Source organism: Porphyromonas sp. (genome assembly GCF_030529325.1).
Classification (GTDB): Bacteria; Bacteroidota; Bacteroidia; order Bacteroidales; family Porphyromonadaceae; genus Porphyromonas_A.
On record NZ_JAUMXC010000001.1, the window covers coordinates 25,279 to 47,781 of the forward strand.

At 44.6% G+C, this 22,503-nt stretch carries 16 protein-coding genes and 1 tRNA gene; 1 reads left to right on the forward strand and 16 read right to left on the reverse strand.

All coding sequences use genetic code 11. The features are described 5' to 3' along the window. Position 1: 1 nt before the first annotated feature. From Q4A14_RS00120 to Q4A14_RS00195, 16 genes are all read right to left on the reverse strand, one after another. Positions 2-1,192: a DUF1343 domain-containing protein gene (locus Q4A14_RS00120; protein ID WP_303169023.1), complete on the reverse strand. Its 1,191-nt coding sequence runs from the start codon at positions 1,190-1,192 to the stop codon at positions 2-4. 1 nt (position 1,193) lies between these two features. Continuing rightward, complete coding sequence (locus tag Q4A14_RS00125) at positions 1,194-2,042, reverse strand: hypothetical protein (RefSeq protein ID WP_303169025.1); 849 nt, start codon at positions 2,040-2,042, stop codon at positions 1,194-1,196. Then, positions 2,039-3,985 carry a hypothetical protein gene (locus tag Q4A14_RS00130; protein WP_303169026.1) on the reverse strand — a complete coding sequence of 649 codons (1,947 nt, stop codon included), beginning with the start codon at positions 3,983-3,985 and terminating at the stop codon, positions 2,039-2,041. The genes Q4A14_RS00125 and Q4A14_RS00130 overlap by 4 nt, the downstream gene beginning before the upstream one ends. A 13-nt stretch (positions 3,986-3,998) precedes the next feature. After that, entirely contained in the window at positions 3,999-5,426 is a 1,428-nt protein-coding gene (locus Q4A14_RS00135) for a glycosyltransferase family 39 protein (RefSeq protein ID WP_303169028.1), read from the reverse strand. Positions 5,427-5,455: 29 nt separating this feature from the next. Further along, complete coding sequence (locus Q4A14_RS00140) at positions 5,456-6,883, reverse strand: zinc-dependent metalloproteinase lipoprotein (protein WP_303169029.1); 1,428 nt, start codon at positions 6,881-6,883, stop codon at positions 5,456-5,458. Positions 6,884-6,906: 23 nt separating this feature from the next. Then, positions 6,907-8,061 (reverse strand): iron-containing alcohol dehydrogenase, encoded by a 1,155-nt coding sequence (locus Q4A14_RS00145; protein ID WP_303169030.1) that lies wholly within the window; start codon positions 8,059-8,061, stop codon positions 6,907-6,909. Positions 8,062-8,225: 164 nt separating this feature from the next. Continuing rightward, a complete protein-coding gene (locus Q4A14_RS00150; protein WP_303169032.1) occupies positions 8,226-8,990 on the reverse strand; it encodes a biotin--[acetyl-CoA-carboxylase] ligase in 765 nt (254 codons plus the stop codon). Further along, on the reverse strand, positions 8,983-9,345 hold the full coding sequence (locus tag Q4A14_RS00155) for an MmcQ/YjbR family DNA-binding protein (protein WP_303169034.1): 363 nt from the start codon (positions 9,343-9,345) through the stop codon (positions 8,983-8,985). Before Q4A14_RS00155 ends, Q4A14_RS00150 begins: the two co-directional genes overlap by 8 nt. Further along, complete coding sequence (locus tag Q4A14_RS00160; RefSeq protein WP_303169036.1) at positions 9,342-11,831, reverse strand: YfhO family protein; 2,490 nt, start codon at positions 11,829-11,831, stop codon at positions 9,342-9,344. Before Q4A14_RS00160 ends, Q4A14_RS00155 begins: the two co-directional genes overlap by 4 nt. Positions 11,832-11,849: 18 nt before the next feature. Next, positions 11,850-12,845 carry a glycosyltransferase family 2 protein gene (locus Q4A14_RS00165; RefSeq protein WP_303169141.1) on the reverse strand — a complete coding sequence of 332 codons (996 nt, stop codon included), beginning with the start codon at positions 12,843-12,845 and terminating at the stop codon, positions 11,850-11,852. Positions 12,846-13,148: 303 nt separating this feature from the next. Further along, entirely contained in the window at positions 13,149-14,621 is a 1,473-nt protein-coding gene (locus tag Q4A14_RS00170; protein WP_303169038.1) for a bifunctional UDP-sugar hydrolase/5'-nucleotidase, read from the reverse strand. Positions 14,622-14,633: 12 nt separating this feature from the next. After that, entirely contained in the window at positions 14,634-14,849 is a 216-nt protein-coding gene (locus tag Q4A14_RS00175) for a hypothetical protein (protein ID WP_303169040.1), read from the reverse strand. Positions 14,850-14,935: 86 nt separating this feature from the next. Continuing rightward, positions 14,936-15,916, reverse strand: coding sequence for a hypothetical protein (locus Q4A14_RS00180; protein ID WP_303169042.1), 981 nt, complete (start codon positions 15,914-15,916; stop codon positions 14,936-14,938). Between the two features lie 42 nt (positions 15,917-15,958). Then, entirely contained in the window at positions 15,959-17,575 is a 1,617-nt protein-coding gene (locus Q4A14_RS00185; RefSeq protein WP_303169044.1) for an ABC-F family ATP-binding cassette domain-containing protein, read from the reverse strand. A gap of 25 nt (positions 17,576-17,600) precedes the next feature. Then, positions 17,601-19,529 (reverse strand): NAD(+) synthase, encoded by a 1,929-nt coding sequence (locus tag Q4A14_RS00190; protein ID WP_303169046.1) that lies wholly within the window; start codon positions 19,527-19,529, stop codon positions 17,601-17,603. A gap of 301 nt (positions 19,530-19,830) precedes the next feature. Beyond that, positions 19,831-21,981 carry a translation factor GTPase family protein gene (locus Q4A14_RS00195; protein ID WP_303169048.1) on the reverse strand — a complete coding sequence of 717 codons (2,151 nt, stop codon included), beginning with the start codon at positions 21,979-21,981 and terminating at the stop codon, positions 19,831-19,833. Positions 21,982-22,263: 282 nt separating this feature from the next. Between Q4A14_RS00195 and Q4A14_RS00200 the strand changes: the two genes are divergently transcribed. Beyond that, positions 22,264-22,338 (forward strand) — tRNA-Pro (locus tag Q4A14_RS00200). Positions 22,339-22,503 lie beyond the last annotated feature (165 nt).

Consider the following 22,503-nt stretch of genomic DNA (forward strand, 5'->3'; position numbering starts at 1 on the left):
ACTATCGAGGGGATGTAGATGTGAGAGTATAATCCTCATACAAAATATACTTGGCTCTCTTCTTTTTATACTCGTCAAGATCTTTTTGCCAGCTCTTTCGGATATCTGTTGCCGACATTCCTTTATTGATCTGTCGTCTCAGTTGTGAATTACCGGCCAATAGATCAAATAGCTTGGGCTTGGAAATAAGAGTAATATTATTTTGCTTTGAGATGCTTGAAAGCCTCAATAACAAATCAAGATCTATTCCTTGGCCGCTACGATAATCTACGATCGATGGACCATAACACTTCTTATTTTTATACTTTGGTGAAGAAGCACCGGGCATAGAAGTCGGGATAAAAGAATGTTCCCCACAGCGAGAGTTGGGATAACCTACCTGTTCGAAAGGATGGTCCGTACCACGCCCTTCACTCCATGAGCAAGCTTCGAGGTAACAAATGGTTGGATAGAGTGCGATAGCTTTATCGCTACGAAGATTTGGACTAGGAGGCAGAGGTAACGAGTATGGATCACCATGCTTCCAACCGATAACAGGCAAAACAGAAAGGGGAACGGTTCGTCCACGAGAAAGCCACCTTTCTCCGTTAATCATAAGAGCGGCCTCTCCAAGGGTTAGTCCGTGAACTGCAGGAATAGGCAGCAGACTCACAAAAGATCGATACTTATTATCTTTCATCACTGCACCATCTATCGTATCATGGGGATTGGGACGGTCGAGGATCAGCATAGGTATAGCATACTCAGCACAAGCATCCATGACATAATACATCGTACTTATGTAAGTGTAAAAACGTACTCCGACATCTTGTATATCAAAGATCATCAAATCGATGTCTTTAAGCTGATGTCTTGTGGGCCTTTTGCTTTTACCATAAAGGGAATGAACAACTATCTTGGTTTTGGAGTCATAACCTGATTCCACAACCACACCGGCATCATAATTTCCTCGCAATCCGTGTTCCGGTGTGTATAGAGCCTCTATATCAACGCCATGGCTGAGAAGGGTATCGATGAGATGAGTCTTTTGTGGAGTATCCAGGACTGCAGTGTGATTGGTTGTTATCCCGACACGCTTACCCTTAGTATAGATGAGGATCTCTGAAATACGTTCTGCCCCGACCTTAATCTGTGAAAAGACAGCTGTATGGCTGGTCATAAGCAGAGAAAATAGAAGGAAAAGCAACTTCATATCACACAACATGATTTACGTATGAAGACAGTAGGAGATCTTTTGCATTGGAAGAGACAGTCCCTATATTGATACCCAAATTATGACAAATGGAATAAAGTGTAGAACCATAGAATGATGTCATCTCTCCGATAAAATGCACGGGGAGTGTATCGGTAAGAGGGAGTACAGAGTGTGACAAAAAATCCACACAAGAGGTTCTGATAAGAGATTCGATCGCGGGATCTTCTCTGTGTGGGAAAATAAATTTCCATGCAATGGTATGTAGAAATTCAGGAGACAAAGGTTCTTTTTTGACATTAGCCATGAGAAATCCGTGATTGACCCCATAATTGCGGTAGAAGGACTCAGAAAGATCAGTAGGTAATCTATGTGATAAAAGGGCTGATATAAATCGGGCTCCTAAGACCGTACTACTTCCGTGATCTCCATGTATATAACCTAAGGAAGGAATGGTATGGGTGATACTCTGGCCGTTATAAAGACACGCAGTGGAAGTTTCTTCAACCACCGCAACTACACCTTGAGTACTTCCACATATGGAGCAAGCTAACCCTTGATGATAATCATGAATCTCTATGGGACAATCAAAATGCTGAATCAATGCTTCCTCCAATGAGATTCTCCCTCTTTGATCCATCTCCGTGCAATATAGAATGACAGTGGCAATCTCCTGTGGCAGCTTGTCCATGACTTCCAGAGAGAGGATTTTGGAAGGTTCGATCGAGGTGGAGTTGACAGGGTTAAGAGCACTCGTTTCAAAAGCCCTAATCTGTGTGTTTCCATCCACGATATGCCATGCCGCATTGTCTTTCCCCAATATTCCTATAATCCGCATCTTTACTTTCATTTAGAGTGAAACTCAAAGAAGACTATCTCATATGGTTGGATCGTATATACCCAATCTTTTGCAGTAGTATTGAGCTTCAAAGTCTGTGTTTTTTTGATGTACTTATCAAAATCTTTCAGGTTTGTAGTAGTTGTCTTACCCTCTGTAAGGAAATGGACACCCCTTACTTCGTGAGGAGAGAAATTCTTTCCCTTAAAAACAAAACGATAAGGCAATGGATGACGTGTGGTATTAACGACCTTGAGATAAAAAGTTTTATTGTCTGCTGTTGAAGTAAGAGATGTATAGATAGGCTTCCAACCACTGAGATCCTCTGATGCACAATCGTTTAAAGAGCGAAGCAAAGGTCCTCTCATAGCCAGATAAGCCTTCATCATAAAATACAGAGGTGTAGGAATATATCTTCCTCCATCCACATAAACAAGGGGGTAAGCCTCAGTATCACCTCTCTCAGCCAGTAAAGGTGATATAGTCAAGCCTTTTAAGTTTGAAGCCAAGTTTTCAGCATTAACTAAAAAGGATGCTCGGAGGATAAGATTAGGAATAAAGAGAGTACTATCTACTCGAGAAAAGCGACACTCGCCCAGCATAATAGGTTGCTTCAGCATCGAAATATTATCGTTGATATCAGGGACAAGATCTGACAATATAGGGGATTTAACAGGCTTACACGAGGCATCAAAAATACGATCACTAAACCTTTGGTGCACTCTCAAGTCTCCTGAACTAATCAAGTCTATCGGAACATGGTTCTCCCAGAATGCTTCACTCATCGCACTGAAGCGTCTGAAATAATCATAGCTTGTCATGTCATACCCCATTTGAATAGCCGGCATAAGATGGGCAGAGTCTTTACTTATGTCATAAATGCTTAGGATATGCTTACCAAGTTCGAGATGAGCTGAGATACGGTCTCCCAAGAACTTAATGTTTTCTGCTCTGGGGGCTGCCGTCCTATCGGTCATACCGATGTTGGATACGAGGATTGGGGGCAACCTCAACAACTTAGACAAGAGGAGGAAATCATCAAGCCCAAAATCCCCGGTATACTCATGTCCACTAATTGTCCAAAAGGGAAACTTTGAAGACGTATCAGTCTCCCTTGCCCACCGGGGATAAGTACCCGGGAAAAAACCATTCGCAACTCGCCCCTCCGGAAAACGGATAAATCCGGCTCCAAAGTCTCGTATCAGATAGAACAAGGAGTCACTGAGATTATGTGTCAGCTTCATATCACTTGGAGTAAATGTGATATCATCAATGCTTACACTCCCACGACCTTTCACTCTTATCATCATGTGAGCGACATCAGAACTTTTATTTGGCGATACCGTGGCCATGACTCTTTCCCAAGTCTGAGAGGAAAGATGGACCTTTTGTGCCTCGGACAACTCGACAAGAGCACTATCAACAAGTACGATACTAATGGATAGTGAATCAGACGACGCTTTCATCCTCGCAGAGAAAGTGTATGCGTCACGAGATAATACAGAAAAGCGTGCTGTATTTATGATTTCCACACTATTGAGAGAATCTCTGGCAGGAATGAGACTGATATGATACAGAGATGAGGCTCCACCCTCAGCCCTCTGCACAGCGCTCAAACCATGAAGAATCTTCCAACCAAAATGGATTTCAGGAACTGGGTATACCGTCGTATAACCGTTGGGAGTTGTTATTTCTTGGGTATTGAAATCATATTTACAATTTTCGAGCCTTGGAGCAAGTTCAAAGCCTCCATTGATAAGCAAATTATGACTCAAAAGATCTTTCCCACTGATACTTTTACCTCCAAGAGTGAGACCTACCGGCAATAGTCCATCATGAACAACAGGCTTATCGGCATCTATCTCAATAGTACCTACAGTACGGATAGATTGATAACATGCCGTTGCGAACAGTACAACATATACTAAAAATATAAGTCTCCAAATCCTCATCATGACGACTAATCACTTAGTCTCGCACCTCTATTTTTTCAGGAACCGAAATATCACCACCTCTCACCCAAGTAGAAACGGCACTATCTATAAGTAAGTTCAGGAAAAACATAATTATGATGTTGCAATACATCAACTTTGTGAAGTTGCGACGAGTGTTCTGATACAATAAAGCCAATACAACGGCTCCTATCGCTATCAGTAGTCCCCACGTCAGATACAGATGCTCTGTCAAACCGGAGTTCAATAAGTATACTATATCTGCACGATTAGGCATAAATGCAATTATCTGCTCCGGACTTAGCAACAACAATACAAAGAATATAATAAGGATTGTTGATCCCATTGCCATGATTAAACTGAAAATCCTAAGGGACATTCGAGCATTCTTGATCAGATTAACCACATGTCGTGCCATCAACAAAGCAGCAAAAGGATAGATCAAGAGGACACAAGCTGACTGAGAGATATTTGGTAGTAGTGAAAAAAAGATCGATACCACGACAATAATCGCAGATAACAGATACAACGGGTTTCCATTAGATGTCTGTCCCCCGGTATCCGTCTTTTTAGATCGAACACTGAACATCGGCAAAATAATCCAAGGAGATAGACCTATGAGTGTACCAATCAACACTTTATACCAAGCAAATGAGTGACTCACAACAGTGCTTCCTAGCCCTAAAATCCCCATACCCTGCGCAGAAAAGAGACTTATCCCCTCTACCTTCCATACAGTGATGTACCAAAGTATAGGAAGAAGCAGCGAAGTGACAAGGAGATAAAGCAGTACTCGCAAGATTTGAGACATTCTATATTTTCCCAACAAGAAAAGATATATACCAAATGCTGCAAGCGGGAAAAGCAATGCAAAAATACCTTGTGTCAAAATTCCTCCGGATATGAGCAATGGCAACCACCAAGGCAGGCCTCTCAATTGCGCCTTTTCTTCCCATCTGTACATTGCCATCATGGTCAATGTCACAAACATCGTGAAAAGCATATCAATGCTTGCAATCACCGAGGAGTAGTGAAATCCAACGCTTGTTATCAGAAGTAAGGTAGCCAAGTACGCTAACCTGAACCTTTGTCGGTTGGCGACAAAGACAAAAAATGCCGTAGAAAGCACGACAGTACTTATCAACGTAGGAAGTTTAGCGGAGACTGCTGTAACGCCTCCAATCAGGTAAGAAGTGCCGGCAATGATCCAATACAATAGTGGAGGAAGCCCGTTATCGGACTTCAACGCAGAGTGAGGAAATATGCTATTGTCATCCATCATCCTCTCCACAATGGAGATATTCTGGATCTCATAGGTATGCAAAAAGGCGGAGAAAAAGATCCCGACAAATAAGCTTGCCATGGCTATGACAGGTATAGACAAGATAGATTTCTGCAATTGCAAGTTCCTTCTGAACAGAGAGTATTGTTTGATCTTTTTCATATCCTAATATTGTTTATCACACACCTGTGTCAATGATTATGGTGTCCACCGCATACTACAAGCGGAGGATACTCGACATGATCACTATCGACCCTCAATTCTTCCTTGCTGAAAAACTTCACGCCCGGCACAAGAGGGCTATAATACAAAGCCATACGGATACGCTTTCTTTGATCAACAGAAAAGATATCTTGATGAGAAATTTCGTAATCCATAATATTTGTTGAGTAGAAGCGTCTTTGCTCACAGCTTGTACGCTGGAGGAGTTCGTCCAGTTGGAGCTGGGTCAATCGATCTCGATTGCCATACTGTAGCCTCTTTGCCTCATATATCTTCCTGTCATAAGAAGGTGTATCCTCACAATAGTCCGAATCAACACACTTATCCGCAAGACGATCATGATCTTCGTTCTCTGCAAAGACATGATAAAGGCCCAAATAGTGGCCCAATTCATGGGACAATGTTGCTGCAGGATTATAGAGTTCACGCTCGGTGTTCTCTTCCTTGTGAAAAGCAACCGTGTTGATTACTATCACATGATTACGATCCTCAAGCAGTTTAGGGCTGAAATCCTTGAATCCCGGAAGATTTTTACCCTTCACAAGAGCCGGCAAGAAAGTTGCCCCATGTACCTCTCCTGCAGGCGTATTGGGATCTGTCTGAGCCTCTTTCTTGAACCTGAAGACGAAGATATTGATGTACTTACTACGATCCCAAGCCAAAGCGTGATATTTCCCATCCTTTTTATCCCTAAGGACATCTAAATAATTGATTTCAGTATCACTCACCTTGACTCTATTGATACCGGGTATTGGAAGAGGTTTGCCGGAAGGATCGCTTTGCGCCATGACAAACTCAAGCCCCATATCAGGACGATTGGTATCATTTTTATCTCGAGGATATTTCAGTTTATCGACATCTTCAAGTTCCCCAAATCTCGGATCTCCGACAGGACGATAGTATTTATTTACTTTCTCCATGAGAGTTGCCAAATACTCTCCGGATGGTTTATCCTCCTGCTTCGTGTTATCAGTATAAAGGATGTGAAAAATGACGGGTAGTTTGTAATCTATCTTCTCAAGATCAAGATCTCCTGCAACCTGATTGAGAGTAATAGCCTTAGAGTTTCCCCCATCGATCTTAAATACCAACTGTCCTGACCTTTTCTCGGTAGAAATATTGGGTTCAACAACAATTGTGACAAGCGTACGTGTCAGTCCTTTGTCACTCTTCTCTGTTCTGAACCAAGAGTCCGATGGTGTAGCTGTCCACACATCACTTGACTTGACGAGGACCTTGTATGTTCCTCCATTCACAGGGATGGCATCGATAGTCTCGACTCCAAGGGAAATACCCTTTTCGCCTGATTCAAACTTACAACCGGATGACACCGATGCAAAAAGCATCACCATCATCAAGTTGAACAGAATCGGATATATACTCAGTCTTCTCATCATGTTCTGTGTAAATTGTTAATCGTTTATTTCTGTGCCAAGGAGTCTTCGAGGATGAGCTTTGCCTCATTGAACGAAGCAATACGGCCTTCGCCATAACGATACCCCCTCTCCTCCATACGACGGACAATCTCATCTGCCACGCTACGATCTATGCCCGCTTCAGCCATATTCGCAGCAAGACCAAGAGAACGGAAGAAGCCCTCAGTCTTTGCAATAGCCTTATTCACGATCTCATCAGTATCGGTGCCCTCTATACCCCATACTCTCTTGGCGTACTGTACTATCTTTGCTTCCTTATGAGGTCTCATTATGCGAAGTACAGAAGGATATACCATTGCCAAAGAAGCTCCATGAGTCACGTCTGTGAGAGCGGTGATCTCGTGACCTATCATGTGTGCAAGCCAGTCCTGAGCCGTACCCATAGCCAAGAATCCATTGAGAGCAATCGTAGCCGAAAGCATGTACTCACAGAAAAGATCATAATCTTGTTCGTAAAGTTTCTCTTGATTATTCGCAATATCGATGATATTGAGGAGAATACCCTCAGACATTCGGTCCATCACTCCACTCTGATTAGGATATGTGAGGTATTGCTCGCAAGTATGCATGAAAGCATCTGCTATACCACAAGCAATTTGGTGCTTGGAGAGGGTGTAAGCATAGGTAGGATCAAGGATTGAAAAAACCGGAAATTCACTGTAAAAAGCAAACTTCTCCTTTGTCTCTCTGTTGGAAATGACTGCACATGAGTTCATCTCCGATCCCGTTGCAGGTACTGTAAGGACAACACCAAGAGGAAGACAGCTTGTGTACTTGGCAGTCTTGACGATTTCCCATGCAGGAGTCGGTGTATGTATTCCGGCAGCTATGAGCTTGCTTCCATCGATGACTGAGCCGCCACCTACGGCGAGTATGAAGTTGACTTTTTCCTCTCTACCCAAAGCGATAGCTTTCTCAAGGGTTGCCACATCAGGGTTTGCTTCGATACCACCGAATGTCACGACCTTAAAGTCCTTGAGTTGCTCCAACACTTGATCATAAATACCATTTTTCTTAATACTGCCCCCACCATAAGTGAGAAGGACAACTGCATCTTGTGGAAGTACGGTTGTGATACGAGTTATAGAGTCTTTACCAAAAAGGAGTTTTGTAGGATTGGAGAAAATAAAGTTTTTCATACTTATCTATTCTTATGTCTAATAATCTCATTTTAAATAAAATGAGCGTTTTTTAATTTAACTATTACTCAGCCCGCTTTTTCATAGGCCATTGTGGGTACTAAGGTACAAAAAAACTACGAGAGCCGGTCATTATCAACGATCTCAGACAGCCCGTGGAGATATCAAAGGACAAAAGAGACTTCCTTAAACGCATACCTTGAGACTTCACTCTTTCCCTCTTCTTTCAGGCACAATAACCCTGAAGGTGTAACTGAGATAAGCACAGCATCAAACTCCGATCCATTAGAAGCTCTATATCTATGAGGATATCCATCGTGTCTATAAAGGTACTCATGGTACATATGGCGCAATGTCAAAATTTCGTCGGGGAGTTTTTTATATACCTGTTGCAAGAGAGATAGTAAGCGATCTTGTATCTGCGCCAGTTGAAGGGGCTGTTGCGTCTCCAAAGCTATGGATGTAGGATTGGGGGCATCGGAAACAAACAAAGTTTGATTGACATTCAGTCCGATACCGATGAGGGAAGCCGATATTCCCCCACTCATCCACTCATTTTCGATAAGGATGCCCGCGATCTTCTTGTCTCCCACGTAGATATCATTGGGCCACTTGATCTTGATGAGCGAAGATGGAATTATCTCCTGAAGCAAAAAACAGAGAGACAAAGAGACAAAAACATTCAGGTCAAAAGGTTCAAAACCGTCATATTTATCGGGGCGAAGCAATATCGTCAAAGTGATGTTTTGATAAGGCTCACTCTCCCAACTATTCCCCCTCTGTCCCCTGCCCTGAGACTGATTATGGGTAGACACGACCGTCCAGGTCGGCAGGTCGGGATGAGCCGAAAGAAGAGATTTAAGGTAGCTGTTGGTCGATGCTGTTTCGTCCAACTGTATCAGGTTGTAATCCCATTGAACGTCAGACATTTTGTTGAAGTTCGGCTTTCACCTTTTTAGGGAGTTTATCAAAAACAAGATCATAAGACAACTTAATCTCCTGTATCACCCCTTTTTTATCCAGGTCTTTGTCACCACGGATGGAGTTCCAGTGCGCTTTATGCATGTGGTATCCCGGAGTGACAGCTTCATATCTCACACGCAGATCGATCGCTCTCTCAGGGTCGCACTTGACATTGAAAAAAGGATAAGGTTCATCCAAAGAAAGCAGCAAAAACATACGTCCTCCAACCTTGTAGACGAGATTGTCAGGACCAAAAGGCGTCTCCTCGGTCACATGAGGAAGGGAGAGGGCAAACTCTCTTATTTCTTCAGTCGTGATCATTTTCGTTTTCGCCTTATGAAATACAACACAACCAACCCCACAAAAGATAGGCAAAGAATAGCCGTACCGATGTACGCCACCATCTCTGTCCTCTTTATACTCTTAGGCCTGAATTCAAAAACAACCTCATGCTCCCCTTTTGGGATGCGTAGAGCCCTCAGGATATAGTCTGCTCGCAGGATCTCGGCCTCCTTACCATCTATCGTAGCATACCACCCATCAGGGTAGTAGATCTCAGAAAATACAACCAGATTATCTTCTGCCTGACTCGAAACTTTATAGGTAATGCGGTCAGGCACATAAGAGGTCTGTGTCACAGTGGCAAGACTATCTACTGCCTGATTAAACCCTTTGACTTTGTCTGTAAAAGGAGGGGCAATCACAGCCACCTGATCAAGGGGGAGCTGTCCGATAGCCGCGAACTCTTCTTTGGCATCCTTGACTTTATGCACCTGTCGGACAAACCAAGCTGCCCCATAAACTTCATCGTCAGTGATAAGGATAGCTTTTGTACGAGTAGAGTCAGGGGCTATGTAGTACTTAGTGTTCAATGCCCGAAGCACATTTACGTTATTTTTGGACAGATATGCCTCTATTACATCCTGATAGCGTTGGAGCTTGGCAGGATGGTATCCACCCACAGAGCGGTGCAGATAAGAGGTCGTCCCGTCATTGAAGGTGCTCACAGTGAGATTCATCACCCTGTGGGGGCTTTTATCTTTTAATATCTCGTCATCGATAGGCGTACGAGTATGGGCACGGCGACTGACCTCCTGAGACTCAAGATACTTACTATCATTGAGGTAACGCTTATCAACACTCCAAAGGTCGATGAGGGTAAGTGCAGTGATAAGTAGGAAGGCGATCTGAGTATTTACTCTCTTAAAATAAAGCAGCGCGATCACACCCATCCCGATGAAGAGAATAACAAGGCTCCTCACGGCGTCAGCTCTGAAAATAGCTTGTCTCACGCTCTCTAAATCATTTACAAGCACCTGAAACTCGGGCTGCTGTGCGGTGTAACTCGCAAACGCGGATCTCTCCATATCACTGAGAAAGCCTCCGCTCAGCGACGGCATCAACAGCATGAGGAGTGCAACCCCTCCGGTCAATGCGACGGATGCATAGGTTGCCAACTTCTTTTCCTTCAGTATCTTCGGATCCTTACCGATCATGTACAATCCCCATACCGCAAAGAGAGGTATAGTCATCTCTGCGACAACAAGGATAGAGGAGACCGTACGGAACTTATTGTATAGAGGGACATGGTCAATGAAAAGGTCAGACAACCACATCATATTATGCCCCCACGAGAGCATGACAGTCAGCACCGTAACTATACCCAACGCCCACTTCATAGGCCCCTTGCTTGCAAAAAAGCCAAAGAAAGCCAAAGCCAAAACAAAGGCGCCCACATATACAGGGCCGGCCGTGAAGGGCTGATCTCCCCAATACCTGTTTTGCTGCGCGACAAACTGTCGTGACTGAGGATGTTGAACTTCGTCCAGCGCCGGTTCTGTCATCCCGATATGCGAACTGAATCCACCCTTGGCATCAGGAATAAGGAAAGTAAGCATCTCATCTATACCATAACTCCACTGAGTGATGTACTCCTTGTCCAACCCGGTCGAAGATGTCTTTTGTGCTCCCGAGTCCGTAACCAACTCGCTTCCGCCCCTCATCGTTTCCTTTGAGTACTTGTACGTATGGTAGAGATTGGTGACATTGACAGATACACCTACGAGTCCGGCCAGCACGATGCTCCCGAGTGATTTACCAAAATGCTTCCAGTCCTTTTGCCTATACGCCTCAATCGCCCATGCTATGACCATCCCCAGCATGAGGATGGCAAAGTAGTAGCTCATCTGTATATGATTAGAGTAGATCTGAAGGGCCGTAAAAAGGGCGGTCACCGAAAAACCGAGGAAGTATTTCCTCCGGTGAAATGCCAAAACCAATCCGGCAATTGTCGGTGGGATATAGGAAAGAGTAAGGAGCTTCCATATATGACCCGCGTCGATCAGAATAAGGAAATACGACGAAAAAGCCCACATAACAGCTCCCGGTACCGAAAGTAAAGGCCTCACCCTGCATGACCTCATCAAGATATAAAAACCTATGAGCATCAAAAATACCAGATAAGTATCTCCGGGGAGGAGATCAAATGGGGCTTTGAGTTGATAGACCTTTTGGACATTGTTTAACACCCCGGAAGATGGATAGGTGGGAGAGATCTGATACATCGGCATTCCCCCAAAGACATTGCCCGTCCAAAGTGGAGAGTGTCCCGTCTCTTGTCTCACTTCGACAACATCACGAGCTACACCGGCAGATCCGGCACCATCCATCTGAAAGAGTTTTCTTCCCTCAAAGGCAGCAGGATAAAAGTATGCCAAAGCAATCAGAGCAAAAACAACAATGATGGCTATGGTGCGTGAGATCGGGTGTTGCCACCACTTTTTAGGAGCTTGTTCGAGCGTATTCATTATGGTAGATCTGTTTTATCAGTCGTAAAAGTTATTTTCAAATTTGGTGAAATTTCCCTGCTTCATCAGCACTTGCTTACGGAACGAGTGTAGAAAACCCAATCCGTAACCAAAAAGCTGCACATAAGATGCAATGATCCCATGGACTGCCAAGTCCATCCATCCGGTACGTATAAAGAGATCACAACATATCAGCAGAGCATAAACAAGTGGGAACATGAGCCAGTAAGGAGTGTGAAAAACGGCCAAAAGGAACAATGCCACGTGTCCGATGACAAATAATGCGGGTAACCAGTGCACAAGTTTGAGAGTACCCGGATGAAGTTTATTGAGTGTGATACGGGCAATACCGCTGTTGTATACCTGACGGAAAAATTGCACGTATGATACTCTGCGTTTATGATACAACCAAGCTTCTTCGTAGCACTCGGAGTGGTGTCCGGCTTCGATGATCCTCATACTCAGATCCAAATCCTCACCGAAGCGCATGGCTCTGAAACCACCCACACTCAAAAAGACCTCTCGATCCACCCCCATATTGAAACTGCGGGGATAAAACTTATCGAGCCTCTTCTTTCCACCCCTGATCCCACCTGTGGTAAAGAATGAAGTCATGCTGTAATCTATGGCACGCTGAACGACAGTGAAGTCTTCGCTCGCCCGATCAGGTCCACCCCACAGAGAGGCCGGTCGCTGCACACGACACCGATCCACAGCAACAAGGTAATCTTCCGGTAATACAGTATCCGAATCAAGGATGATAAGTGTCTGCCCTAGAGCCTCATGAGCACCTCTATTGCGCGCTCCACCGGGACCGGTATTATCTTGATAGATATACTTCACATCCAAGCGATCTGCAAAGCCTTCCACAATATCCTTCGAGGGAACTTTTGAACCATCCTCGACAACAATAACTTCAAAGTCAAAACCTCCTGTCAATCGAGAAATCGACTCCAATAGCTCTCTGATCTCATCAGGTCTATTGTACAATGGTATGATAAAAGAGTATTGCAGAGGCATATAGTTTGGGTGTGTTATTTTGACACAAAGATAAGTCTTTTCGGTCAGAGTTCAGTCCCCCAAGGCAGGTCCGGAAAGCGAGAAAAAAGCCATTCGGAGACTCAAAAAAAGGTTGTCTAACTTGATGTCGCAAGTTAGACAACTTCATTCATCAAGTTAGACACATGAATTTTGAGGGATCTACATCCTTTTCCTAACCGATTATCAGTGGGCTAAACCAGAAGCGGCACTACAACAAAGGGCGTCCGATATTGAGTATATCGGACACCCTCTGTCGTTAATCGTTACAGAATGACTTTATGGACGGAAGACAGTCACACGCTTTTCAGCTCTGTAACTTGGGATCGTCTTGATAGACTTGAGATACTCTATCATATTGTCTGCTGTAGTGACAAACTTATTGACTCCCGCATCCTTATGATCATACTTATATGCAGCAGAGATATAGCTGTTTACAGACACAGTATAGGTCGCAGCAAGATTCATCGGTGTACCATCCGGAAGAAACAGCTTAACCTCCTTGAGACTGCCGTCTTCATTGAGATAATAGTGAGACGTCATCCCCGAAGGATAAATAGGTAATCTCTCATCTCGCTCAAATGCAGCGTAGTGGAGGTTGAGAATCTCTTGCCCTGTGAGATTGAACACTATGGCTTCATTGCCAAAGGGATCGAGCGAATAGACATCCATCAGAGTGACATCTCCTTTAGACAACTTGTCTATGCGAACGCCACCGGGATTGATGAGAGCAATCTGCGTACCTACGCCGGCACGAAGAGCGTCTACCATGAGATAACCAAGCTGTTCGTAAGACGTAAACTCATCTTGAGACCTGGCAATGACTTCTTTAAGAGCAGGAGCATCATTGTACTTACGTACCATCTCTCTGAGGTCTTCTCGGACATTACCTTCTTTACCAACCGAGATGAGCTTCATCTCCCGATCCACACTTCCATCAGGCTTCACGGTAAGCTGAATGAGCGTGGCAAATTTGAGTTTGCTTGCCGCCTGTGTAATCATGACACCATTGTGAATCTGGTCGGTATCGACCTTGGTATGGGAGTGACCTCCGATAATCAAAGGAGTAACCCCGGTCGGAAGTTGGTTGGCGAGCTCGACATCATTCTCAAAACCGAAGTGATTCAGATAAATAAAGACATCGGCACTGTCTTTGAGATGTGTATAACTCTTGGCTGTCTTGATAGGATCGTGAAACGTAAACCCGGTGACATTGTCAGGATGTGAATCCGGGATACCTCCACTATTGATATCCAATATGGAAGCAACGGCAACCTTAGTGCCATCGGTCAAGGTAAAGATATGATACGGCCTGATCTTGAAGTCTGACCCTGCGGGAATAGTAAGATTGGCACAGAGGAAGGGAAATTGAGCCTTGTGTGTCAGCTTGGCAAACCCCTCGTGCTTGGTATCAAACTCATGATTTCCCACAGCCGACACATCAAACTTCAAAGCATTCATGAGCTCTATCATCGGAAGTCCTTTTTCGGGATATTGATCATTAACAGGGTTGCCGGTTTGGTTGTCTCCTCCGGAAACAACCAAAAGTCCGGGATAGGCAACTCGGAGACTGTCTACAATATAACCTAAGCGAGGAAAATTGTCTATCGCTGCGTGCATATCATTGACAGCGAGAATGGTTATGTGCTTGTCAACGGCTCTCTGAACGGGGGCCTTCCTCCCCAATATGCCACAACTGCTCAATGATAAGGCAAGAGCAGATAGCATGACTAAGGCCTTGATGTGTTTCATCGTTTTTTGTTTTTAGATTGGACATTCATTTGTATCAGTAGTAACTACTAATTCCGTTTGTTCTTGAATACTGCCGTCAAGATCGATTTCATTTCCCCATTTGTCATAAACTGTCAAAGCAGACAAAGGGAAATCTTTCCCGGTCTCAAACATGTAAGCCCGCAAAGCATCCATAACTTTTGCTCCGGAGTGGACCCTTACTATAGTATCGTTTACCTTGACTTTCATGTCAGCCGATTGTTGTTCAGTAAAAACAAAAACAGCAACGAGAGAGAAGATAAACCTTCTTTTCCGTTGCTGTTCATAATGTATTATTAAAAAGAGGATGACTTCACTCTCAACCCTGTGGTCTCGACAAGGCCTGCCATCAAGTTCATGATGTGGATGGCTGTGCCGGCTGCTCCCTTCAATAAATTGTCAAGAGTGGAGACTATCAGCAACTTGCCGTCATGCTTGGAGAGATGCAGCAAGCAATTATTGGTATTTGCGATGTCTCTTACATCAGGATACTTATCCACTATATGGATAAAAGAGTGGTCGTCATAGTACTCGCTATACATATCCTTGACAGTTTGAATATCTACACTACACTCGGTATATATCGAAGTGTAGATACCTCTCGCATAATTACCACGCATAGGGATAAAGTTGAGAGGTTGCTGAAAGCTTTTCTGAATATCGTTCAGCGTGTTGCGTACCTCGTCTATCTGCGGATGCTCAAAGGGACGATAGATCGAGAAGTCATCAAAAAGCATGTTGTAAGACAACGGAGCTCCTTCTCTCGGACGAGCAGCGGCTTCGGTCTTGCCTGCGACGGAGTGAATGTGTATCTCCTTGTTGAGAAGAAGATGCTTCGCCAATGGGATAAGACCGATAGCAATCGAACTCGCAAAACATCCGGGTACAGCGACTCTCTGCGCCCCACAAATACGACGTCTGTACGCCTCCGGAAGCCCATACACAAACCCTCCATCAATACCCTCTGTCGGTAAACGATGCTCGAGGGAAAAATCTATGACCTTGAGGTGCTCCGGTAGTTTATGAGTATGCAGAAATGCTCTCGAAGCACCGGTCTGGAGACAGATAAAAAGTATATCCAAGTCATCGAACACCGCTTCATCCGAAAACTTCATACGGCGTTCGCCAAATAGTCCGGGATGGACATCATTTACCATAGTGCCTGCTCTATTGGGAGCGTACACACGGCGGAGGATCACGTCAGGGTGATTGATAAGCAGGCTAAAAAGTTCACCCACTGCATACCCTTCGCTTCCGACTATTCCTACATTAAGCATACCAGGTTGTATTATTACAAATTACTATCTATTCTCGTTTTTCTATTCTCCGTAGATCTTTACCTTCATCTCTGCAACAAGAGGATCGGTAATATAATCATCATAGTCCATGATACGGTCAATGGTACCGTGTGGGCCGAACTCAATAATACGATTGGCTACGGTCTGTATAAACTCATGGTCATGGCTGGCAAAAAGTATGTTGCCAGGGTAAGACTTGAGTGTATTGTTGAACGCTTGAATACTCTCAAGGTCAAGGTGATTGGTAGGAGTATCAAGCACAAGTACATTCGCATCCTTGAGCATCATACGAGAGATCATACATCTCATCTTCTCTCCCCCTGAAAGGACCGAAGCCTTCTTGAGGATATCCTCTCCCGAGAAGAGCATACGCCCCAAATAACCCTTAAGGTACACCTCGTTGGTATCCTGAGCAAACTGAGATATCCACTCGATGAGATTCATGTCTGTGTTGAAGTACGCACTGTTATCAAGAGGAAGATATGCAGAAGTGACAGTTTGGCCCCATTCGAAAGTACCTGTCACAGGAGCTTGTGCACCATTGATGATTTCAAAGAATGCCGTCATAGCCCTTGGATCACGACTGAGAAAGACAATCTTATCTCCTTTCTCGACATTAAAGTTCACATCTTTGAAGAGATACTCGTCCCCCAGCTTTGCAGTCAAACCCTTAACTTCAAGGATCTTGTTGCCAACCTCTCTCTCAGGACTGAAGATGATACCCGGATAACGTCTTGAGGAAGGCTTGATCTCATCGATATTGAGCTTCTCAAGCATCTTCTTACGACTGGTTGTCTGCTTACTTTTAGCGACATTAGCACTGAAACGACGGATAAACTCCTCAAGTTCCTTACGCTTTTCCTCAGCCTTTTTATTTTGTTGTTGTTGCTGACGCAGAGCCAGCTGGCTACTCTCATACCAGAAGCTATAGTTCCCCGCAAAAAGTTGAATTTTACCAAAGTCTATATCCACCGTATGCGTACATACTGTATCAAGGAAGTGACGGTCGTGACTCACAACAAGTACCGTGTTCTCAAAATTGGAAAGATAATTTTCCAACCACTGTACCGTCTCAAGGTCAAGGTCATTGGTCGGCTCATCGAGGAGAAGGTTATCAGGCTTGCCATAAAGAGCACGGGCGAGGAGCACACGCACCTTTTGCTTACCACTGAGTTCATTCATAAGGGAGTAGTGGAGATCTTCCTTGATACCAAGCCCACTTAGCAGGATTGCAGCATCACTCTCCGCATTCCAACCCTCCATTTCAGCGAACTTTTCCTCGAGCTCGGCTGCACGTATCCCATCCTCATCAGAGAAATCAGGCTTGGCATACAACGCATCCTTTTCCTGCATGATATCCCACAAAACCGTATGACCTGTAAGGACAGTATTCATCACCGTCTGATCCTCAAAAGCAAAGTGATCCTGACTGAGGACTGAGAGACGCTCACCCGGCCCCATGGAGATAGAACCACGGGTAGGATCGAGTTCACCGCTGATAGCCCTCAGAAGAGTAGACTTCCCTGCACCATTTGCACCGATGATGCCATAGCAGTTTCCCTGTACAAACTTCAGATTCACATCTTGAAAGAGTACTCTACTGCCAAACTGTATTCCTAAATCGTTTAATGCAATCATTTATTACTGTATATAGTATATTCGGTTAAAACTTTTCAATGGTCTCTATCCACATAGCCGACGAAGTATCGCTACCCATGCGCCAAGGGCCACGAGGCGAAAGGGTCACTACGCCCACCTTTGGGCCATCCGGCATGCTGTTTCTCTTGTACTGCTGAGCAAAAAACCTTTTAGCAAAAATCAACATCCAATTCTTCAACTGCTCCCTGGTATACACACCCTTAAAGGCCTTCTGAGCCATGAAGAATATCTTCTTTGGTGAAAATGCATTGTACAAGAAGTGGTAGATGAAGAAGTCGTGAACTTCATAAGGGCCGACAACCTTTTCAGTGTACTGTGTTATCTCACCCGTGTTTGTAGTCGTCAATTCAGGACTGATAGGAGTAGCCACGACATCCATAAGTACCATCTTCAACTCCTCGCCATAGCCCCCTTCGCGAGCAATGTAGTCCACCATGACCTTGATCACGCTCTTGGGTAACGAAGCATTGATACTGTACATGGACATATGATCTCCGTTGAAAGTACACCAGCCCAAAGCCAGCTCTGAAAGATCTCCCGTACCGAGAACAAATGTACCCTCCATACCGGCTACATCCATCAGGACTTGTGTTCGCTCCCTCGCTTGAGCATTCTCATATGTCAAGTCTTGAGTCTCTCCGTCATGTCCGATGGCTTTGAGATGATTAACTGCAGCTTCTGCAATGGATATTTCTCTCGATGTTACCCCAAAGAGTTTGAGCATCTCTTTTGCGTTACTATGGGTTCGGCTGCTCGTACCAAGTCCCGGCATAGAGATCCCGATTATCCCCTTTCGATCAAGCCCGAGAAGATCAAATGTCCTAACGGCAACAAGCAAAGCAAGGGTGGAGTCCAGACCTCCACTAATACCGATGACAATCTTTTTAGCATTAAGAAATGCCATACGCTGAGTAAGTGCAGCTACCTGTATGTCCCACATTTCCTGGCATCGTTCATCCCAATTTGTAGACGATGGCATGAATGGATTTCTGTCGATCGGACGTGTCATATCATAGTCTCCATCCTCTTCCTTGAGCGAAAATGGGATGATAGACATATCCTCCGTTGCGTACATTGAAGCCGCAGACTTGAACGAACTATTGATAAGTCTCTCCGTACGGATACGAGAGACATCTATATCATTGATGATGAGGCGCTCTTCATATACAAAACGCGGCATCTCAGAGAGGATCACACCATTTTCGGCGATAAAGGCCTTCCCTGTATAAACAAGATCGGTAGAGCTCTCCCCATAACCACAAGAAGAGTACACATATCCCATGATACCCTGAGACGAAAGGCTCGATACGAGAGATCGGAGGTAGTCATGCTTCCCGGCATTTTCATTACTTGCCGACAAATTGAAGATGATGTGTGCACCATAGAGAGAAAGGCGAGTACCCGGAGTAACAGCAGTCCACATATCCTCGCATATCTCTACTCCGACCCCGACATCCTTATACTTGAAGAGGAGGTTATGGCCGATAGGTACTTCGTAATCGCCTATGCGGATACGAGAAAAGGTAAGTTCAACAGCAGAGGAAAACCATCTTTTTTCCTGAAACTCTCTATAATTCGGCAAGTAGGTCTTAGGTATCGCACCCAAGATCTTTCCACCCTGGAGTGCAATTGCAGCATTGTAAAGTCTCTCCTCAGCACGAATAGGCATACCAACAAAGACAAGGACATCTGTATCCTTAGTTTTCTCTGCCAATTCACAGAGGGCCATCTCTGCCTGATGCAAGAGATAAGGTTGCATGAAGAGATCTCCACAGGTATAGCCTGTGATACAAAGCTCCGGAAACGAAAGCATTTCGACATTTTTCTCCTGAGCCTGTCTGATCATTGCCTCGATACGCTCTATATTGTAAAAGCAGTCTGCAACCCTTACAAAAGGGACAGCTGCCGCCACCTTGACGTAACCGTGTTTCATAATTCTTTCTAAATCCTATTTTCTAATATGATAATAATTCATCCATACTAATTGTCAAAGATACAACAATTAAAGGGATAACACCCCTACACTATCACTAATATCAACATAAGTTTAGTACAACCTATGTCAGACTCATATCACCATCACAACTCACCCTCTCCAATAGGACGTAAGATCCAACAGATATGGCAGTTACAACCTAATTCATGATAAACAAAACCTGCCGATCTCAGCTGAGATCGGCAGGTAAAAAAGCAAATAAGTATTATTGACACCTTAATCCATAAGGTCACATTTTTTACTCGTCATCGTCTTTATGCTCGGCAAGAAGTTTCTCCTGGATATCCTGAGGCACAAGCTCATACGAAGCAAACTTCATCGTAAACGATGCACGACCTCCGGTGATAGAGCTGAGTGATGTAGAATAAGAAGAAAGTTCCTTCAATGGCACCTTGGCCTGTATCCTTTCATACCCCTTCGCACTCTCCATACCCATGATCATGGCACGTCGTCCCTGAAGGTCACTCATGACATCGCCCATAAACTCTCCTGGAACACTGACGGTGACGTCATATACAGGCTCAAGTACCTTTGGATTGGCCTCACGGAATGCCTGACTGAATGCATTACGCCCTGCAAGCATAAACGAAACTTCATTACTATCGACAGGGTGCATCTTACCATCGTAAACAATGACACGCACGTCTCGAGCATAAGATCCGGTAAGAGGTCCTTGCTCCATACGAGACATGATCCCCTTGAGGATGGCTGGAAGGAATCGGGTATCAATAGCACCACCGACCACGCTGTTCACAAAGACCAGCTTGCCGCCCCAATCCAACTTAACCTCTTGTGTGTCTCTCGGAGTGATCTTAAACTCTTGTCCGTTGAACTTGTACGATGAAGGCACAGGCATACCCTCTGTATATGGTTCGACAATAAGGTGTACTTCACCAAACTGTCCGGCCCCACCGGACTGCTTCTTGTGACGATAGTCCGCACGAGCAGTCTTGGTAATAGTCTCACGATAAGGTATACGAGGCTCTTCAAAGCGGATGTTTATCTTTTCATTGTGTTCGATACGCCACTTGAGTGTACGCAAGTGGAACTCTCCCTGACCATAAACAATCTGCTGGCGCAACTCCTTGGACTGCTCGACAATCCATGTAGGATCCTCGCTATGCATACGAGAAAGTATTTCACTGAGTTTTTCAGCATCTGCCTCATTTTCTGGATATATGGCTCTGCGATACTTTGGTTCTGGGAATGTCAATGGAGGATAAACCCACTCGCAACCCTTTTCATTAAGAGAGTTGCCAAGTTTGATATCTTTGAGCTTTACGACAGCACCTATGTCACCGGCTTTCATCATTGAAATCTTTTCACGTGTCTGTCCATCCGGCACAAATATCTGTGCAAGTCGTTCCTTACTCTCTCTCTGAGGGTTGTAGAGGTCATCACCCTCTTTCACAGTACCGCTTACCACCTTGAAGTAGTCCACCTGACCGATGTGTGGTTCGACAGTAGACTTGAAGAAGTAAAGGCTCGTAGGCCCGTCACTCTTGGTCTCTATCACTGTACCGTCTACAGCCTGCATTGGAGGCATCTTGTCAGCACATGGCACGACATTGCCGAGGAACTCCAACGTACGACGCACACACATATCCTTGAGAGCACTCACACAAAATACAGGGAACATACCCCTCGCGATAAGGCCTTGACGAATACCTTCGCGCATCTCATCTTCACTGAGGCTACCCTTTTCAAAGAAAGTATCCATGAGACCTTCATCATTTTCAGCGGCTGCCTCTACGAGGGCTTGATGAAATTCCATAGCTCGGGGCATCTCATCCTCAGGGATATCCAAGACTTCAGGGACACCCCCCTCGGGTTTCCAGCGATAGAGCTTCATCTTCAAGACATCCACAATCTCATTGAAAGAAGCTCCGGTATTGCGAGGGTATTGTACAGCAATTGCTTTTGAGCCATAACGCTCACGAAGCTGGTTGTATGTCATCTCAAAGTCTGCCTTGTCATTGTCAAGCTGATTGATGATGAAGACGACAGGCTTGTTGAACTGCTCGGTGTATCTGAACTGGTTGATCAGTCCTACTTCGACACCATACTGTGCATTGACTACCATGAGAGCAGTGTCCGTAACCTGAAGTGCAGATACAGCAGCACCGATAAAGTCATCTGCTCCCGGACAATCAATAAAGTTCAACTTGCGTTCGAGCCATGGAACAGAAAATACGGTAGAGAAAACAGAATATCCGTAGTCTTTTTCAACCGGGAAGTAATCACAAACTGTATTTCCAGCTTCGACTGTGCCACGGCGTTTTATGACGCCGGCTTCAAAGAGCATAGACTCGGCCAAGGTCGTCTTACCTGACCGCGAACTCCCAAGGATTGAGATATTCTTGATTTGGTTAGTTTCGTACACTTTCATAGTATCTACAATTATATATTAGTATTTGGTAATGATTCAGTCAGCCGGAAAGGCAGGCAAGCATTGTTGCCGCTTTAGATCTCCCCCAAAGTAGCAACATTTTTCGAGATTTCCAACGATTAGTATACTTTTTTCACTAAAAGATTGACGTTTATCCGCTACTCCTATCAATTCTATATTATAGGGATATTTCTTGCAAAAACTTATCTCTACTCAACTATCTATTTAAATCAAATTTCGCTTGCTATTCCAAAATAAAACAGTATTTTTGCATCACATTTTCGGGGTGTAGCTCAGCCCGGTTAGAGTACACGTCTGGGGGGCGTGTGGTCGCTGGTTCGAATCCAGTCACCCCGACGAGCTATTGCAAGCACCGACACATGTCACTATGACACGTGTCGGTGCTTTTTTATTGCTCCGAATTGAGATACACAAGGATAGAAATCAAGGTAGACTCCTTGATGAATCGATGTGCCTACCTTGACGCATCAAGATAGGCACCTTTTTTTCGTCCTCGGATAG

Excerpts from the sequence above, each read along its gene's own strand:
- Q4A14_RS00120 (WP_303169023.1), bottom strand. The coding sequence starts at position 1,192 with ATGAAGTTGCTTTTCCTTCTATTTTCTCTGCTTATGACCAGCCATACA.
- Q4A14_RS00125 (WP_303169025.1), bottom strand. The coding sequence starts at position 2,042 with ATGAAAGTAAAGATGCGGATTATAGGAATATTGGGGAAAGACAATGCG.
- Q4A14_RS00130 (WP_303169026.1), bottom strand. The coding sequence starts at position 3,985 with ATGATGAGGATTTGGAGACTTATATTTTTAGTATATGTTGTACTGTTC.
- Q4A14_RS00135 (WP_303169028.1), bottom strand. The coding sequence starts at position 5,426 with ATGAAAAAGATCAAACAATACTCTCTGTTCAGAAGGAACTTGCAATTG.
- Q4A14_RS00140 (WP_303169029.1), bottom strand. The coding sequence starts at position 6,883 with ATGATGAGAAGACTGAGTATATATCCGATTCTGTTCAACTTGATGATG.
- Q4A14_RS00145 (WP_303169030.1), bottom strand. The coding sequence starts at position 8,061 with ATGAAAAACTTTATTTTCTCCAATCCTACAAAACTCCTTTTTGGTAAA.
- Q4A14_RS00150 (WP_303169032.1), bottom strand. The coding sequence starts at position 8,990 with ATGTCTGACGTTCAATGGGATTACAACCTGATACAGTTGGACGAAACA.
- Q4A14_RS00155 (WP_303169034.1), bottom strand. The coding sequence starts at position 9,345 with ATGATCACGACTGAAGAAATAAGAGAGTTTGCCCTCTCCCTTCCTCAT.
- Q4A14_RS00160 (WP_303169036.1), bottom strand. The coding sequence starts at position 11,831 with ATGAATACGCTCGAACAAGCTCCTAAAAAGTGGTGGCAACACCCGATC.
- Q4A14_RS00170 (WP_303169038.1), bottom strand. The coding sequence starts at position 14,621 with ATGAAACACATCAAGGCCTTAGTCATGCTATCTGCTCTTGCCTTATCA.
- Q4A14_RS00175 (WP_303169040.1), bottom strand. The coding sequence starts at position 14,849 with ATGAAAGTCAAGGTAAACGATACTATAGTAAGGGTCCACTCCGGAGCA.
- Q4A14_RS00180 (WP_303169042.1), bottom strand. The coding sequence starts at position 15,916 with ATGCTTAATGTAGGAATAGTCGGAAGCGAAGGGTATGCAGTGGGTGAA.
- Q4A14_RS00185 (WP_303169044.1), bottom strand. The coding sequence starts at position 17,575 with ATGATTGCATTAAACGATTTAGGAATACAGTTTGGCAGTAGAGTACTC.
- Q4A14_RS00190 (WP_303169046.1), bottom strand. The coding sequence starts at position 19,529 with ATGAAACACGGTTACGTCAAGGTGGCGGCAGCTGTCCCTTTTGTAAGG.
- Q4A14_RS00195 (WP_303169048.1), bottom strand. The coding sequence starts at position 21,981 with ATGAAAGTGTACGAAACTAACCAAATCAAGAATATCTCAATCCTTGGG.